The sequence below is a fragment of the Microbacterium galbinum genome (assembly GCF_023091225.1).
Classification (GTDB): Bacteria; Actinomycetota; Actinomycetes; order Actinomycetales; family Microbacteriaceae; genus Microbacterium; species Microbacterium galbinum.
The window spans coordinates 2,302,101-2,315,812 of sequence record NZ_JAHWXM010000001.1; the positions used below are offsets into that span (position 1 = coordinate 2,302,101).

Sequence of the window (13,712 nt, forward strand, 5' to 3'; positions counted from 1 at the left end):
GGAACCGGTTCCTGAGCGAGCGAAGCGAGACGAAGGGCCTTCGACAGGCTCAGGGCCCCGGGCTCTTGCGACGGACGAGACGGAAGCGACTCGCGAGCCAGACCAGTGCGCCGAGGGCGAGCAGGGCGGCGAGGAGCCCGGCGACATGCGCCGCGAGCACGGCGGGGCCGTGCGACGGCAGGAGGAATCCGTACGGCACCCAGCCGTCGGTCGCGCCGCGGATGAGCACGACGACGATCCACACGAGCGGGTAAACCGTGACGACCCAGAGGTGTCGCCAGGCCAGCGACGGGCGGTCGCGGATCAGCAGCCAGTCGAGCGCGACGAGCAGCGGGAAGACGGCGTGCAGCACCGCGCTCACCCACGCCGGCGCCGATCCGGTGCCCGGCACGATCAGGTTGTAGATCACGGCCACGAGCAGCATGCAGGTGACGGCGACTCCGCGCGCGTACGACAACCAGAGCGGATGCCGTCGACCGCGCAGCGCGAGCGCTCCGGACGCGAGGAGCAGGGCGCTCGTGAGCAGGCTCGTGAGGTTCGTGAAGTATCCGAAGTAGTCGATCAGGCTCGTGCGCCCGGCGCTGATGCCCAGCAGATAGGTGTGGACGAGCACGGTGATGACGGAGAGCCCGACGACGATTCGGGTGAGGCCGACGGCGCGCGAGGGGACGGGTGCGGGTGCGTCGGGCATGACGTTCACCCTAGTGAGGGTGGGCCCTTCGTCTCGCTGCGCTCGCTCAGGAACCGCGTGGAGCGCGGACGCGACCGACTGTTCGTGAAGACTGAATAACTGTGCAACGAAATGCAACGTGGCCCGGCATACCATTTTCACAAGCGCCGATATACCGCTTGTCCCCAGCAGGCGAAGGCGTTGACGGCAAAGGCCGTCTGCAGAGGGAGAGTCGAACTTCTTCTGATCCCGAGGGGGGATGGGGTGGGCGCTGGTCCCCAGAACGGCACCCACCCCCACACTCGATACCGGCGTCCGCCGAACCGGGTCAGCGCATCGACATGAACGCGTACGCGACGCCGATGAGGATCACGATGACGAGCGGGATCCACGTCACCCGGCGCTTCAGTCGTCGGCCCTGCGGGGCGACGCCCGGTGGGGGAGTGAGCAGCCCGGCCGGCGGCGCGAACGGCAGGGGTGCGGATGCCGCGGCACCCGGCGCGACGGCATCCGATATCTGCCGATGCTGCGCACGCAGGCGGTCGTCGCGCCAGCGCGCCCACTGGTCGAACTTCGTCATCAGCGCACCGACGACGCCGAACAACCAGGCCCACGTCGCCGGGTCGAGCGTCGACGCCTGGCGCCTCGTGTAGAGGAACATCCAGTCGTCGACGATCTCGACATCGAGCTGGGCGGCATGGTCGATGAACCGCGCCATGATGTCGGGCGTGAAGAGGTAGAGGGCGTCCTGCTCATACCCCTCGGGGCAGTACAGCGTGAAGTGCCGGTCGAAGTCTCCCTCGAGCGACAGGCGCTGCGCGCGCTGGAACGACGCCGGCAGGTTCGAGCCGAAACCGTTGTTGCCGAGCGCGTCGAGCACGATGTTCGGCAGCGGCACGTCGAGTTTCACGGCGATGTAGCCCCAGCGGTACGTGGTCGAGCTCTTGCCGTGCTTGACCGTGTACTGGTAGTTGCCGAACTCGACGAACCGCGGCTGCGTTCCGCGCACCAGGTCGGTCGCCAGCCGCCCCGAGCCGAGGCTGAAGATCATGCCCGGCAGCGGCGGGTTCGCGATGCGCTCGGTGTAGCTCATGCCGTTCGCCTGAGCGAACATGCCGATCCGATAGCGGCGGATGCGGTTGGCGCGCACCGTGAAGAACGTGATCACGGCGGCGGCGCCCAGGGCGAGCACCAGGAGCACGGCGAAGATCGAGGCGCCCGTCGACCCTCCCGTGCGCAGGGTGCTGGTGACGACTCCGCCGAGCACGACGACGCCCACGAGAGCGGCGAATCCGAGCGCGATGACGCCGATCACCGTTCCGGCGATCGTGCCGGCGGACGCCGGAGCGCGTCGTGCCTTGAGGTCGGCCGTGAACGCCCCGACCGCCCGCGGATCGACCGGGCCGGTCAGTGCGCGGGCGTCGAAGGCGGATGCCGGATGCTGCGGCGAACTCATCGATTCACCTCGTCGGAATCCCAGGTCAGCGCAGAACCCTCACCCAGCGGGAGGGCCTCGATGCGGTCGTCGGTGCACAGCGCGCGGATGAGGTCGCCGGACCCGGCGATGACGGTCGAGTCGGCGTCGATCTCGGTGACCATCACCCAGGCCCGGTCCTCGGGCCAGATCAGATTCGGACTCTGCGCGTAGGCGGGGAAGCCGTCCTGTTCGGACGGGCGGTCGCGCCACGGCGCGTCGAGCACCCAGTCCGGGTCGGCGAACGCGCGCGGCCCGGCGGAGAAGAGCACGTGGGCACGGTCGGGCAACTCCAGCCGCGGTCCTTCGGAGACCTCGCGGGGCAGCAGACCCTCCTGCCAGGTCGGCTTGCGGAAGACGTTGTTGAACGGATCGTGCGTGCTGCGTCCGAGCATCGCCTGGTGGTGCGGGTCGTCGCCTCCGGACGGACCGAACAGGCCCGGATTCGCGGGCATGCCGAGGTGGCCCACGAGGTTGCCCCACCCCTCCCAGAGCGCTGCGAACCCGGCATCCGGCGTCGAGGTGTGCGCGGCGAGCACGTCGGCCACCACGGGCAGGAGCGACGGATCGAGCTCGCCCTCGGTCGGGGCGTCGAACTCGCGGCCGTCCGGGGCGATGCGCGTGCGCCAGTCGCCGGCCATCGGAGTGCGCACGAGGCGATGCCACTGCGCGAGCGCATGCATCGTCGTGCCGAACGCCGCAGCGGTCTCGGCCCAGGTGACCTCGGCGTCGACGAACTCGCCCTGCAGGCGCTCGCGCTCGGCGTTCGGCATCCGTTCCCACTCCTCGGGAGCGGGGACCGCCCGACCGGGGAGTGACCGGGTGAAGCCCCGATGGAACACGCGCGCATAGGCCTCGAACCCGTGCGGGACCGCGGCGTGCATGGTTCCCGTGCGAGTGTCGAGCCGCGCCCGCAGCCAGTCGCCGACGGTCGGGTTCGCGATCCACTCCATGCGACCACGGTACCCGGGAGGTGTGATGCGCCCGCCATAATCGAAGGGTGACTGCGACTGCAACCCTTCCCTCGCTCGATGGCCGCCGCTTCCGGATGATCTCGTCCACGACCTCGGCGGTCGACCCCGAGGCTCCGAGCATCTTCGAGTATTTCGAGAAGGACGGTGCGATCTGGGGCGGGTACACCGGCGACACGGTGACCTTCGGCAAGTTCGTGGGGACCCGCACCGCCGACACGATCTGGGTGTCGTTCGTGCACGTGCTCGTGGCCGACGGCCAGGTCGTCACGGGCGACGGGGAGAGCGAGCTCGAGCTCACCGACGACGGACTCATCCGCCTCGTCGAGCACTACGAGATGCACGGCCTGCCGCAGCTGAGCGTGTGCGAGGAGATCCCCGCCTGACCGGGTCAGCGGGGCGGTAGCGCGTCGCGCCCGGGGGATGCCGGCGTCCAGCGCGTCATGCCGAGGGGGATCTCGGCGTGACGCTCGGGGATGTCGGAGGGCAGCAGGTAGGGCCGACGGATGACCTCGTCGAGCACCACGACGCTGACGACGGTGCGCACCTCGGGCAGCTGCGCGATGACCCCGGTCGAGAACTCGTGCACGCCGCTGACGTCGACGGCGCGGATGAGCAGCATGGCATCGTGCTCGCCGGTCGTGATCGCGCACCACTCGACGTCGGGCATCTCGCTCACGCGATCACGGAACGACGCCCAGGCCTGCGGCAGCACCGTGACGAAGACGAGGGCGCCGATGGAGAGACCCGCCTTGGCCTGATCGACCCGGGCGCTGAACCCGGTGATCACGCCGTCGCTCACCAATGATTCGACTCGCGAATAAGCGCTGGCGCGGGATATCCCCACCCTGTCGGCGAGTGCGGCGATCGAGATGCGACCGTTATCACGGAGCACTTCGAGAATCTTGTATGCGATCTCGTCCAACCCGGTGGCACTTCGTCCAGAATGCTTCGATGCTTCAGCATCCTTGCTGGACATATTGCTCCCCACGGTTGATGATCTGGACAGACCGTGTCGGTCATCCCGACACTTGCTGGACACATCGTCGCATATGATGCGAATCTGATCCACGGTCGTCCACACCAGTGGCGGCCGACACCCGAATGTACTCCTCGCCCTTGGAGGCTCACATGTCGTCACGCCGCACTCTGCCTGCGCTCGCGTTCGGAGCGGTCGCGCTCCTCGCGCTCGCCGGTTGCTCGGGAGGAAACTCCGCCAACAACGGCGATGACTCGTCGGGCTCCGGCTCGCTGGTCATCGACACCGCGTTCTCGATCGAGACGACCGACCCGGGTCACACCTACGACCCGACCGGCAACATGATCGCCAAGGCGATCTACGAGACCCTCGTCGACTTCGAGGGCTCCGACGTCTCGACCCCGGTTCCCGGACTCGCCTCCTGGGAGCAGAACGACACCGCGACCGAGTTCACGTTCACGCTCGAGGGCGACCGCGTCTTCTCCGACGGCACCCCGATCGAGGCGAAGGACGTCGTCTTCTCGCTGCAGCGCATCCAGGGCATGGAGGACGCCAAGCCCAACTTCCTGCTCGCCGGCATCACGATCACCGAGGTCGACGACAAGACGATCACCTTCACGTCCGAGACCCCGCTGCTGCAGCTGCCCGCGATCCTCGCGAACCCGGCGCTCGGCATCGTCAACTCCGACGTCGTGATCGAGAACGGCGGCGCGACCGACGGCTCCGACAGCGCGCAGAGCTTCCTCGACGGCGAGTCGGCGGGCTCCGGTCCGTTCGTGCTCGACACCCTCGACCTCTCGTCGCAGGTCGTGCTCACCAAGAACGACGAGTACAACGGCGACGAGGAGTCGGCCTACGACCGCGTCGTCGTGCGCAACGTCTCGGAGAGCGCCACGCAGCTCGCCAACCTCAAGGGCGGCGACTCGATGGTCGCGATGGACCTGAACGGCGACCAGGTCGCGGGCCTCGGCGATGACCTCACGGTCGACTCCGTGCCCTCGGGCCAGACGATCTTCCTGCTGCTCAACCAGGGCGAGGCGGGAGGCGACCTCGCGAACGTCAAGATCGCCGAGGCGATCCGCTACGCGCTCGACTACGACGCGCTGCTCGAACTGGCCGGTGCCGGCGCGGTGCAGGCGACCGGCGTCATCCCGCCCGGATTCGAGGGCTCGCTCGACGGCGGCGTCTCGCAGGACCTCGACGCGGCGAAGGCCGCTCTCGCCGAGGCCGGCTACACGGGCCAGACCCTGAAGCTGCAGTTCCCGAACGACTACCCGGTCGGCGGCGTGGAGTTCACCCCGCTCGCCGAGCGCATCCAGGCGCAGCTCGAGGATGCCGGCATCGCGGTGGAGCTCGCCCCGGCGCCGTTCGCCACCGAGCTCGACGCCTACGTCAACGGCACCGAGGGCTTCGGCCTGTGGTTCTGGGGTCCGGACTACGCGGACTCCGCGAACTTCCTGCCGTTCGGCCCGGGCCTGAAGGTCGGCCTCCGTGCCGGCTGGGCAGCCGAGGCGAACCCCGAGATCGCCGAGATCGCCGCGAACGCGGCCAGTGCGACGGATGCCGACGAGCGCACCGCCCTGTTCACCGAGTTCGCCGAGGCCATGCAGGCCGAGGGCCCGTTCGTGCCGCTCATCGTTCCGGGTCGCAACATCGCCTCGGCATCCGCCGTCTCGGGCGCCGTGTACAACTCGGTGTGGGAGATGGACATCGCCGAGATCACCCCGGCCGGCTGAACGGATAACGACGCATGACAACGGTGGCGGTGCAGAGACAGGCGCGCAGGCGTCGGTCTCCCCTGATCGGATACCTGCTGCGGCGGGCCGGCACCTCCCTGCTCCTGTTGGTGGGCGTGACGATCGTCACGTTCCTGCTCACCAACCTGGTGCCGGGAGACCCGGTCTCGGCCGCGCTCGGTGAGGGCGCATCGCAGAACCCGGCGACGCGAGAGGCGTTCATCCGGGAGCACGGACTCGATCAGCCGTTGATCGTGCAGTACTTCATCTATATGGGGAACCTGCTCCGCGGGGACCTCGGGACGTCGCTGGTGACCGGCCGTGCGGTCACCAGCGACCTCTCCACCGCCGTGCCGGCGACGATCGAGATCGCCATCGGCGCGATCATCCTGAGTCTGGTCGTCAGCATCGTGCTCGGCACGCTCGCCGCGTACCGTCGCGGACTCGTGACCGACCAGGTCATCCGCGTCGTCACGCTCGTCGGCCTCAGCGTGCCGACCTTCTGGCTCGCTCTGGTCAGCTTCTACGTCTTCTTCCTCGAGCTGCGCATCGCCCCCGGGTCGGGCCGCATCTCGCCGTCGATCACCCCGCCGCCGCGCGTGACGGGTCTTTACACGGTCGACTACCTGCTCAACGGCGACGCCGTCGGCTACTTCGACGCCCTCGCCCACCTCGCCCTGCCGGTCATGGTGCTGTCGCTCGTCACCATCGGCCTGCTCACCCGCTTCATCCGCACCTCGGTGCTCGAGGTGCTGGGCAGTGACTACGTGCGCGCCGCCCGCGCCAAGGGCCTCCCCGCGATGCGCGTCATCCTCGACTACGTGCTGCGAGGAGCATCCCTCCCGATCCTCACCGTCGTCGGCGTCGCGTTCGGAACCCTGCTCTCGGGCACCGTGCTCGTCGAGTCGGTGTTCGCGTGGCCGGGCCTGGGCACCTACGCGTACAACTCCGCCGCGAACCTCGACCTGCCCGGCATCATGGGCGTCGGCCTCGTCGTCGGGTTCATCTATCTCCTCATCAACTTCGTCGTCGACATGCTCTACGGCGTCCTCGACCCGAGAGTGAGGATCGCATGAGCCGCATCGACGTCGCATCCGGGCCCTGGCGGTTCCGCTTCCGTTGGCCGCGCGCCTGGCGCACGCCCCTCGGCATCATCGGCACCGTCATCGCCGGTGCCTGGGTGATCGTCGCCTTCACCGCGCAGTGGTGGGTGCCCTACGGCCCCAACGCGCAGATCTTCCCGCGCCTGCAGGAGCCCGGGGTCGAAACCCTGCTCGGCACCGACGGCAACGGCCGCGACATCTTCTCGCGCCTCATGACGGGTGCGACCGTGAGCCTGCCGCTCGCGCTCATGCTCGTCGTCGCCGCCATGATCATCGGCACCCTCATCGGTGCGCTCGCCGGATACTTCGGGGGCTGGGTCGACGAGACGCTCATGCGCATCACCGACCTCTTCATGGCGTTCCCGACGGTGATCCTCGCGATGGTGGTCGCGGCCTCCCTCGGACCGTCGCTGTTCAACGCGGTGATCGCGGCCATCGTCGTCTCGTGGCCGCAGTACTCGCGTGTGACCCGCAGCATCGTGCTCGGCCTCCGCGGGCAGAACTACGTCATCGCCGGACGCCTGCTCGGCCACTCGCCGCTGCGCACGCTGTTCGTCGACATCCTGCCCAACATCGCCGGTCCCGTGCTGGTGCTCGCGACGCTCGACATCGGTGCCGCCATCCTGCTGCTGTCGGGGTTGTCGTTCCTCGGCCTCGGCGCGCAGCCGCCCACGGCGGAATGGGGTTCGATGATCTCGTCGGCCATGCAGAACTTCGACGCCTGGTGGCTCGGGGTCTTCCCGGGTCTCGCGATCCTCACGGTCGTGCTGGCGTTCAACTTCCTCGGTGACGCGATGCGCGACATCCTCGACCCGACGGCCGAAGTGACGCACGAGAAGCAGGCCGAGAAGACGGATGCCGCGGGGGTGCCCGCATGACCGCGCTGAGCATCCGCGATCTGACGATCGACATCGGCCGCCCGCTCGTGAAGGGGGTCTCGCTCGACCTCGAGGCGGGCCGCATCCACGGTCTCGCCGGCGAATCCGGCTCGGGTAAGACCCTCACCTCGCTCGCCGTGCTCGGACTGCTGCCGCGACAGGCGAAGACCGGCGGATCGATCACCCTCGCGGGCGAGGAGCTCGTCGGGCTCACGCGTCGGGCGATGAACCGCGTGCGCGGCAAGCGCATCGCGATGGTGTTCCAGGACCCCTCGGCATCGCTGCACCCGCAGCTGCCCGTCGGCCGCCAGCTCACCGACCACATGCGCGTGCACCTCGGTCTCCGCGGTGCGGCGGCCCGCGAGAAGGCCGTCGAACTGCTGCGGACCGTGCAGGTGCCGAACCCCGCCGAGGCGCTGAAGCGCTACCCGCACCAGTTCTCGGGAGGTCAGCGCCAGCGCATCGCGATCGCGTGCGCCCTGGCCTGCGACCCCGACGTGCTGCTCGCCGACGAGCCGACCACCGCGCTCGACGTCACGGTGCAGGCCGGCATCCTGCAGCTGCTGCGCGACCTCGCGATCGAGCGCCGGCTCGCCGTGCTGCTCGTGACGCACGACCTCGGCGTGATGAGCGCGATCGCCGACGAGGTCGCCGTCATGAAGGACGGCCTGATCGTCGAGAAGGCCGATCGCGAGACGCTGTTCCGCGACCCGCAGCACGAGTACACGCGGATGCTGCTCGCCGCACTGCCCGGTTCCCGCATCGAGGAGGACGCTGATGAGTGAGGTCTCCGTCCTCGACGCCCAGGACATGGTCGTGCGCTACCCGGGCAACCCGCCCGTGATCGCCGTGAACGGGGTGTCGATGACCGTCGCCGCGGGCGAGACCGTCGCCCTCGTGGGCGAGTCCGGCAGCGGCAAGTCGAGCTTCGCTCGCGCCGTCGTCGGCATCGAGAAGACCGCGGGAGGGACGGTGCTGTTCAACGGTGCACCGGTCTCGCCCCTCGGCATCCGTCGACGCTCGATCGCCCTCACCGGCATCCAGATGGTCTTCCAAGACCCGTCGACCTCGCTCAACCCGCGCCGGCGGGTGGGCGACCAGATCTCCGACGGCATCGCCACCGCCCGAGCGCGCGGTGCCGCCGGATCCACCGTCGAGGAATGGCTCGAGCGCGTCGGCCTGCCGACCTCGGTCGCCTCGCGCTTCCCGCACCAGTTCTCGGGCGGGCAGAAGCAGCGCATCGCGATCGCCCGGGCGCTCGCCGCCCGGCCCTCGCTGCTCGTCGCCGACGAGCCGATCTCGGCCCTCGACGCGTCGACCCAGACCAGCGTCGCCGGCCTCATGCGCGACCTCGTGGCGGAGTCCGGCGCGGGGATGCTCTTCATCTCGCACGACCTCGCCGTCGTGCGACGCATCGCCGACCGCACGTTCGTCATGTACTCCGGGCGCGTGCTCGAGTCGGGGCCGACCGATCGGCTCTGGGCCGCGCCCCAGCATCCGTACACCCAGGCGCTGCTCGCGGCGATCCCCGAGCCCGACGGGGCCGGCCGCATCCCCGACGCCCCGTCCACCGAGGACCGCGAGGTGTGGTCGGAGATCCCACCCGTCCTGAACTGACGCGACGCAGAAGGGCCCGGCATCCACCACGGATGCCGGGCCCTTCCGCGTCGCCGATCAGATCGGGGCGACGATGTCCTGCTTCACGTCCCAGTCGGTGATCTCGAGGACCGACTCGATCGCCTGACCCTGCACCTCGGTCTTCGTCGAGGTCGCGAGCATGATGTAGTCCGCGGTGACCTCGAAGGTCGCGTCGACCTCGACTCCCTGCGTCTCAGCGGTGCCCGTGACGAGGTAGACCTTCTGGCCGAGGCGCTCGCCGGTGCCGGTCACGGTGAACTCGCCCGAGAGAGCGGCGGCCGCCGTGGCGGGATCGAGCGACGCGGCGTTCTGCGCGGCCGTGCTGAGCGCAGCGATCACGGGGTCGCTGGCGTTCGGGTCAGCGGCCTGCCATTCGCTGGTCGGGCTCTTCACCCAGGTGTCGTCGCCGATGATGATCATCGAGCCCATGTCGGAGATGACCTCGGTGGCGTCGTTGGCCGAGTCGTAGCGCGCGGTCGAGACCATTCCCATGGTGGTCGACGTGGCCGCATAACCGGCGGATTCCTTCATCCGGTCAGCCGAGCAGGTGCTGAGGTCGGCGATGTCGATCGTCTCGCCCTCCTTCAGCTCGGGGCAGTCGGATGCCGTCGACGTCTCCTCCGACGACGAGGAGCTGCTTGAGCTGCTGGGCTTGCTCTCGTTGCCATTCCCGCTCGGTGCCGAGCATCCTGCCAGCAGGATCGCGGCGGCGACGACGGCTCCGGCCTTCCACATGTTGACGCGCATGGCGTCCCCCCTTCACGTGGCCGATGACGGTCACCGGCCACCGCAGACAAGCATGCCAAAGAGCGAGCGTCACGCGCGGTGGAAGCTCAGGGTTGCGTCCGCTAGACTGTGCAGGTTGTCTGCCTTCTGGCAGGCACGTTCACACACCCTCCTGCTTTCGAGAAATCCTCGGAAGCCGTTCTAGTCCGAAGGAGGTGGGTAAGTGACGCACCAGTACGAACTCATGGTCATTCTGACCCCCGAGATCGACGAGCGCCAGGTCGCACCTACGCTCGACAAGTTCCTGAAGGTCATCACCAACGATGGTGGCTCGATTGACAAGGTCGACATCTGGGGTAAGCGCCGTCTGGCCTACGAGATCCAGAAGAAGAACGAGGGCATCTACGCCGTCGTCAACTTCACCGCTACCAGCGAGGCCACGCAGGAGCTCGACCGTCAGCTCAAGCTGAACGAGCAGATCATGCGCACCAAGGTCCTCCGCTCGGAAGAGGCTCAGGCGATGGTCGCTTCGGAAGCCAAGCGCTCCGAAGAGAAGGCTGCTCGCAAGGCCGCCAAGGCTGCGAAGGCCTAAGTCCCATGGCCGGCGAAACCGTCATCACCGTTGTGGGAAACCTCACGGCCGACCCCGAACTGCGTTACACGCAGAACGGGCTGCCGGTGGCGAACTTCACCATCGCATCGACGCCTCGGAACTTCGACCGTGCCGCGAATGAGTGGAAGGACGGCGAAGCGCTGTTCCTCCGCGCATCCGTCTGGCGTGAGTTCGCCGAGCACGTGGCAGGTTCACTGACGAAGGGCATGCGCGTCATCGCGCAGGGCCGTCTGCGTCAGCGCTCCTACCAGGACCGCGAGGGCAACCAGCGCACCGCGATCGAGCTGGAGGTCGACGAGATCGGCCCCTCGCTCCGTTACGCGACCGCGCAGGTCACCCGTGCGGCCTCGAACGGCGGTGGCGGCGGAGGACAGTCTCGCCCCGCACAGCAGCAGCAGGTGTCGGAGGAGCCGTGGTCTACCCCCGGCTCGTCGACCAGCGCCGATGCCTGGAGCACTCCGGGCAGCTTCGGCGACGACACCCCGTTCTAATTCTCTGGCCCTGAGCTCGTGACCCGCGTGGGTCCCTGAGCTTGTCGAAGGGCCGCTCATAACTAAGGAAAAACCATGGCTGGAAAGTCGAGCGGCGACCGCCGCAAGCCGCGGAAGGGTGGCAAGCCCACCGCTCCCGCGAAGTCGATCCGGGTCGGAGTCATCGATTACAAGGATGTCGCCACCCTTCGCAAGTTCGTCTCGGAGCGCGGCAAGATCCGTGCCCGTCGTATCACCGGTGTCTCGGTGCAGGAGCAGCGTCTGATCGCCACGGCGATCAAGAACGCGCGCGAAATGGCGCTCCTGCCCTACGCTGGCGCCGGCCGGTAAGGGGTATCGAGATGGCAAAGCTGATTCTCACGAACGAGGTCGCCGGGCTGGGTAGTGCCGGTGACGTGGTCGAGGTCAAGAACGGGTACGCCCGTAACTACCTCATCCCCCAGGGCTTCGCTACGGCGTGGACCCGTGGTGGCGAAAAGCAGGTCGCATCGATCCAGGCCGCGCGTCAGGCACGCGCGATCCACGATCGTGACGACGCTGTCGCACTGAAGAACGCCCTCGAGGGCACCAAGGTCCGTCTGGCCGTCAAGGCCGGCGCCGCTGGTCGTCTCTTCGGCTCGGTCAAGACCGAGCACGTCGCAGACGCCGTCGCCGCTGCGGGCCTCGGCTCGATCGACAAGCGCAAGGTGCACATCACCTCGCCGATCAAGTCGACCGGTGACCACGAGGCCACGGTTCGTCTGCACGACGACGTGACCGCAGTCATCACGCTGCAGGTCGTCGCCGCGAAGTAATTCCGTCTTCGCTGGGTCACTGAGCCCGTCGAAGTGCGAACGCCCTCTGTCCTTCGGGACAGGGGGCGTTCGGCGTTTCTGGGGTGTGGGTGTGGGTGTGGGTGTGGGTGGGGTGTGCACTAACTCAGGAAAAGCGCGGGTCTGGGGCTGGTTTCGGGCTGATTCGGGGGAGTTCGGTGAGGGATTTCCTGAGTTAGTGCACGTGCGCGAGGAGCCGTGAAGGGTCGGTTCCGTCAACGGAGGCCGAGCTCGGCGGCGCGGGACGGGTGCACGGGCAGGTCCGGGTCGACGTCCACCGCCCGCGACCATCCCCCGTCACCGAGGAGCAGACCGAGATGCTGCAGCGCGCCGACGGCCTCGTCGACCGCCGAGACGAACTCCGCTCCCACCTCGTGTCCGCGCACGAGCGAGACGATGACCCGAGTCGTGGCGGCATCCTGCTCGCCCGCCCAGACCACGACCACACCGAGCGCGGATAGCGGTCCGATGCGGCGCGTGACGAGCGAGAGTCCGGTCCCTCCGAACAGCACATCGGCTGCGAGAGATCCCCGTCGGTAGTAGCGCACTGCACCCGTCGCCGTGTCGACCGAGCGAGCGCGGAAATGCGCGGCGGGAATCGCGCGGTCCAGTGCGCGAAGGACCACCGGCACGGCGTCGGTCGGGACGGTGAAGGTGCGCGCCCCGCGCAGGGTGCCGCGGCGAATGTGCCGGTCGTCCACCATCGTTCACCACCTGCCCCATTCCTGTCCGCAACCGTCGCGGAGACGTCTTCCGCCTGGAGTCTATGGCGCGCGGAGATGGTTCCGAGCGAACCGTCGGGTGGGTGGGGGCCGTCACGGTTCACAACTCCGGAGATTTCGATCGGATGCGGTCGATACGCGCCCGCGAGCTTCGATGCCTGGTCCGTTCCCGGAGTTGTGAACGGGCGCGACGGATGCCCCGCGCTGGGGGCACGGGGCATCCGCCCTTGCAGCCGCGTCGGAGGTCGACGCCGGGCTGGGGACCCGGGGGTAACTCGTCGCTCCCTCGGCGACGCGGCGCGCCGGTGGTACGGCGCCTCCTCCCTCCAGGGCGCCGGACAACCGGGGTCCGCGTTACGCCGTGCGGCGGCGCAGCAGGCCCGCTCCCGTCAGGAGCAGGAGAACGGCGACGAACACCGGGGCGAGCGACGCTGCGCCACCCGTGGTGGCGAGGGCGTCAGCTCCTCCGGACGAGGTCGCCATGCCCGCGGCCATCGTGCCGCCCGAGCTCGGTCCGACTCCGGCGTCCGTACCCGGCGTCACACCGGGGTCGGTTCCCGGATCCGTGCCGGGGTCGGTGCCAGGATCCGTGCCGGGGTCCGTCCCCGGGTCCGTGCCGGGGTCGGTCCCAGGATCGGTTCCCGGGTCCGTGCCGGTCGGCGTCGTCACCGTGCTGTCACCGATCACCGAGATCGCGTTGTCGCCGATCGTCACCGGCAGCGTGATCGGAAGGCCGATCTGCGTGCCGCCGAGGATGCCGTCGTCACCGGTGGTGGTGCTGCCGGTGGTGGGGGCGCCCGGGGTGGTGCCGGTGCCGTTGCCGGTGGTGCCGCTGACGTCGCTGTCTCCGGTGAGGGAGATGGCGTTGCCGGTGACGTCGATGGGTGCGGTGACGGGGG

At 68.8% G+C, this 13,712-nt stretch carries 16 protein-coding genes and 1 pseudogene; 10 read left to right on the forward strand and 7 right to left on the reverse strand.

Annotated features, from left to right (window positions below; genetic code table 11):
• Nucleotides 1-49 precede the first annotated feature (49 nt).
• The 3 genes from KZC52_RS10950 to KZC52_RS10960 form a co-directional block, all read right to left on the reverse strand.
• Nucleotides 50-691, reverse strand: coding sequence for a Pr6Pr family membrane protein (locus tag KZC52_RS10950; RefSeq protein ID WP_247624077.1), 642 nt, complete (start codon nucleotides 689-691; stop codon nucleotides 50-52).
• 307 nt (nucleotides 692-998) lie between these two features.
• Nucleotides 999-2,126, reverse strand: a complete 1,128-nt coding sequence (locus KZC52_RS10955; RefSeq protein WP_247624078.1) for a DUF3137 domain-containing protein — start codon at nucleotides 2,124-2,126, stop codon at nucleotides 999-1,001.
• The gene (locus KZC52_RS10960; protein ID WP_247624079.1) at nucleotides 2,123-3,097 is read right to left on the reverse strand and encodes a hypothetical protein; all 975 of its coding nucleotides are present in this window, start codon (nucleotides 3,095-3,097) and stop codon (nucleotides 2,123-2,125) included. Before KZC52_RS10960 ends, KZC52_RS10955 begins: the two co-directional genes overlap by 4 nt.
• Nucleotides 3,098-3,144: 47 nt before the next feature.
• Here KZC52_RS10960 and KZC52_RS10965 point away from each other — a divergent pair, with 47 nt between their 5' ends.
• Nucleotides 3,145-3,501, forward strand: a complete 357-nt coding sequence (locus tag KZC52_RS10965; RefSeq protein ID WP_247624080.1) for an avidin-fold protein — start codon at nucleotides 3,145-3,147, stop codon at nucleotides 3,499-3,501.
• 5 nt (nucleotides 3,502-3,506) lie between these two features.
• Here KZC52_RS10965 and KZC52_RS10970 read toward each other — a convergent pair whose 3' ends face one another.
• Nucleotides 3,507-4,094 carry an Lrp/AsnC family transcriptional regulator gene (locus KZC52_RS10970; RefSeq protein ID WP_281731253.1) on the reverse strand — a complete coding sequence of 196 codons (588 nt, stop codon included), beginning with the start codon at nucleotides 4,092-4,094 and terminating at the stop codon, nucleotides 3,507-3,509.
• Nucleotides 4,095-4,246: 152 nt separating this feature from the next.
• On the opposite strand from KZC52_RS10970, the gene KZC52_RS10980 reads away from it, so the two are divergent.
• The 5 genes from KZC52_RS10980 to KZC52_RS11000 are packed head-to-tail and all read left to right on the forward strand — an operon-like array spanning nucleotide 4,247 to nucleotide 9,428.
• A complete protein-coding gene (locus KZC52_RS10980; RefSeq protein ID WP_247624081.1) occupies nucleotides 4,247-5,830 on the forward strand; it encodes an ABC transporter substrate-binding protein in 1,584 nt (527 codons plus the stop codon).
• 14 nt (nucleotides 5,831-5,844) lie between these two features.
• Complete coding sequence (locus tag KZC52_RS10985; protein WP_247624082.1) at nucleotides 5,845-6,906, forward strand: ABC transporter permease; 1,062 nt, start codon at nucleotides 5,845-5,847, stop codon at nucleotides 6,904-6,906.
• On the forward strand, nucleotides 6,903-7,811 hold the full coding sequence (locus KZC52_RS10990; protein ID WP_247624083.1) for an ABC transporter permease: 909 nt from the start codon (nucleotides 6,903-6,905) through the stop codon (nucleotides 7,809-7,811). The genes KZC52_RS10985 and KZC52_RS10990 overlap by 4 nt, the downstream gene beginning before the upstream one ends.
• Nucleotides 7,808-8,596, forward strand: a complete 789-nt coding sequence (locus KZC52_RS10995) for an ABC transporter ATP-binding protein (protein WP_247624084.1) — start codon at nucleotides 7,808-7,810, stop codon at nucleotides 8,594-8,596. Before KZC52_RS10990 ends, KZC52_RS10995 begins: the two co-directional genes overlap by 4 nt.
• Nucleotides 8,589-9,428, forward strand: a complete 840-nt coding sequence (locus KZC52_RS11000) for an ABC transporter ATP-binding protein (protein ID WP_247624085.1) — start codon at nucleotides 8,589-8,591, stop codon at nucleotides 9,426-9,428. Before KZC52_RS10995 ends, KZC52_RS11000 begins: the two co-directional genes overlap by 8 nt.
• 57 nt (nucleotides 9,429-9,485) lie before the next feature.
• On the opposite strand, the gene KZC52_RS11005 is transcribed toward KZC52_RS11000, so the two are convergent.
• Nucleotides 9,486-10,196, reverse strand: coding sequence for a hypothetical protein (locus KZC52_RS11005; RefSeq protein WP_247624086.1), 711 nt, complete (start codon nucleotides 10,194-10,196; stop codon nucleotides 9,486-9,488).
• Between the two features lie 202 nt (nucleotides 10,197-10,398).
• Between KZC52_RS11005 and rpsF the strand changes: the two genes are divergently transcribed.
• The 4 genes from rpsF (at nucleotide 10,399) to rplI (ending at nucleotide 12,073) form a co-directional block, all read left to right on the forward strand.
• Nucleotides 10,399-10,767 (forward strand): 30S ribosomal protein S6, encoded by a 369-nt coding sequence (rpsF, locus tag KZC52_RS11010; protein ID WP_029264265.1) that lies wholly within the window; start codon nucleotides 10,399-10,401, stop codon nucleotides 10,765-10,767.
• 5 nt (nucleotides 10,768-10,772) lie between these two features.
• On the forward strand, nucleotides 10,773-11,279 hold the full coding sequence (locus KZC52_RS11015) for a single-stranded DNA-binding protein (RefSeq protein WP_050723584.1): 507 nt from the start codon (nucleotides 10,773-10,775) through the stop codon (nucleotides 11,277-11,279).
• 75 nt (nucleotides 11,280-11,354) lie between these two features.
• Nucleotides 11,355-11,609: a 30S ribosomal protein S18 gene (gene rpsR, locus KZC52_RS11020; protein WP_017829850.1), complete on the forward strand. Its 255-nt coding sequence runs from the start codon at nucleotides 11,355-11,357 to the stop codon at nucleotides 11,607-11,609.
• 11 nt (nucleotides 11,610-11,620) lie between these two features.
• Nucleotides 11,621-12,073 carry a 50S ribosomal protein L9 gene (gene rplI / locus KZC52_RS11025; protein ID WP_247624087.1) on the forward strand — a complete coding sequence of 151 codons (453 nt, stop codon included), beginning with the start codon at nucleotides 11,621-11,623 and terminating at the stop codon, nucleotides 12,071-12,073.
• 233 nt (nucleotides 12,074-12,306) lie between these two features.
• On the opposite strand, the gene KZC52_RS11030 is transcribed toward rplI, so the two are convergent.
• A complete protein-coding gene (locus tag KZC52_RS11030; RefSeq protein ID WP_247624088.1) occupies nucleotides 12,307-12,795 on the reverse strand; it encodes a hypothetical protein in 489 nt (162 codons plus the stop codon).
• 372 nt (nucleotides 12,796-13,167) lie between these two features.
• Nucleotides 13,168-13,712, reverse strand: a pseudogene (locus KZC52_RS11035) (hypothetical protein); the annotation flags it as partial.

What these genes read in the sequence shown, in the direction of transcription:
- KZC52_RS10950 (WP_247624077.1), bottom strand. Translation starts at nt 691, where the DNA reads ATGCCCGACGCACCCGCACCCGTCCCCTCGCGCGCCGTCGGCCTCACC.
- KZC52_RS10955 (WP_247624078.1), bottom strand. Translation starts at nt 2,126, where the DNA reads ATGAGTTCGCCGCAGCATCCGGCATCCGCCTTCGACGCCCGCGCACTG.
- KZC52_RS10960 (WP_247624079.1), bottom strand. Translation starts at nt 3,097, where the DNA reads ATGGAGTGGATCGCGAACCCGACCGTCGGCGACTGGCTGCGGGCGCGG.
- KZC52_RS10970 (WP_281731253.1), bottom strand. Translation starts at nt 4,094, where the DNA reads ATGTCCAGCAAGGATGCTGAAGCATCGAAGCATTCTGGACGAAGTGCC.
- KZC52_RS10980 (WP_247624081.1), top strand. Translation starts at nt 4,247, where the DNA reads ATGTCGTCACGCCGCACTCTGCCTGCGCTCGCGTTCGGAGCGGTCGCG.
- KZC52_RS10985 (WP_247624082.1), top strand. Translation starts at nt 5,845, where the DNA reads ATGACAACGGTGGCGGTGCAGAGACAGGCGCGCAGGCGTCGGTCTCCC.
- KZC52_RS10990 (WP_247624083.1), top strand. Translation starts at nt 6,903, where the DNA reads ATGAGCCGCATCGACGTCGCATCCGGGCCCTGGCGGTTCCGCTTCCGT.
- KZC52_RS10995 (WP_247624084.1), top strand. Translation starts at nt 7,808, where the DNA reads ATGACCGCGCTGAGCATCCGCGATCTGACGATCGACATCGGCCGCCCG.
- KZC52_RS11000 (WP_247624085.1), top strand. Translation starts at nt 8,589, where the DNA reads ATGAGTGAGGTCTCCGTCCTCGACGCCCAGGACATGGTCGTGCGCTAC.
- KZC52_RS11005 (WP_247624086.1), bottom strand. Translation starts at nt 10,196, where the DNA reads ATGCGCGTCAACATGTGGAAGGCCGGAGCCGTCGTCGCCGCCGCGATC.
- KZC52_RS11015 (WP_050723584.1), top strand. Translation starts at nt 10,773, where the DNA reads ATGGCCGGCGAAACCGTCATCACCGTTGTGGGAAACCTCACGGCCGAC.
- rpsR (WP_017829850.1), top strand. Translation starts at nt 11,355, where the DNA reads ATGGCTGGAAAGTCGAGCGGCGACCGCCGCAAGCCGCGGAAGGGTGGC.
- rplI (WP_247624087.1), top strand. Translation starts at nt 11,621, where the DNA reads ATGGCAAAGCTGATTCTCACGAACGAGGTCGCCGGGCTGGGTAGTGCC.
- KZC52_RS11030 (WP_247624088.1), bottom strand. Translation starts at nt 12,795, where the DNA reads ATGGTGGACGACCGGCACATTCGCCGCGGCACCCTGCGCGGGGCGCGC.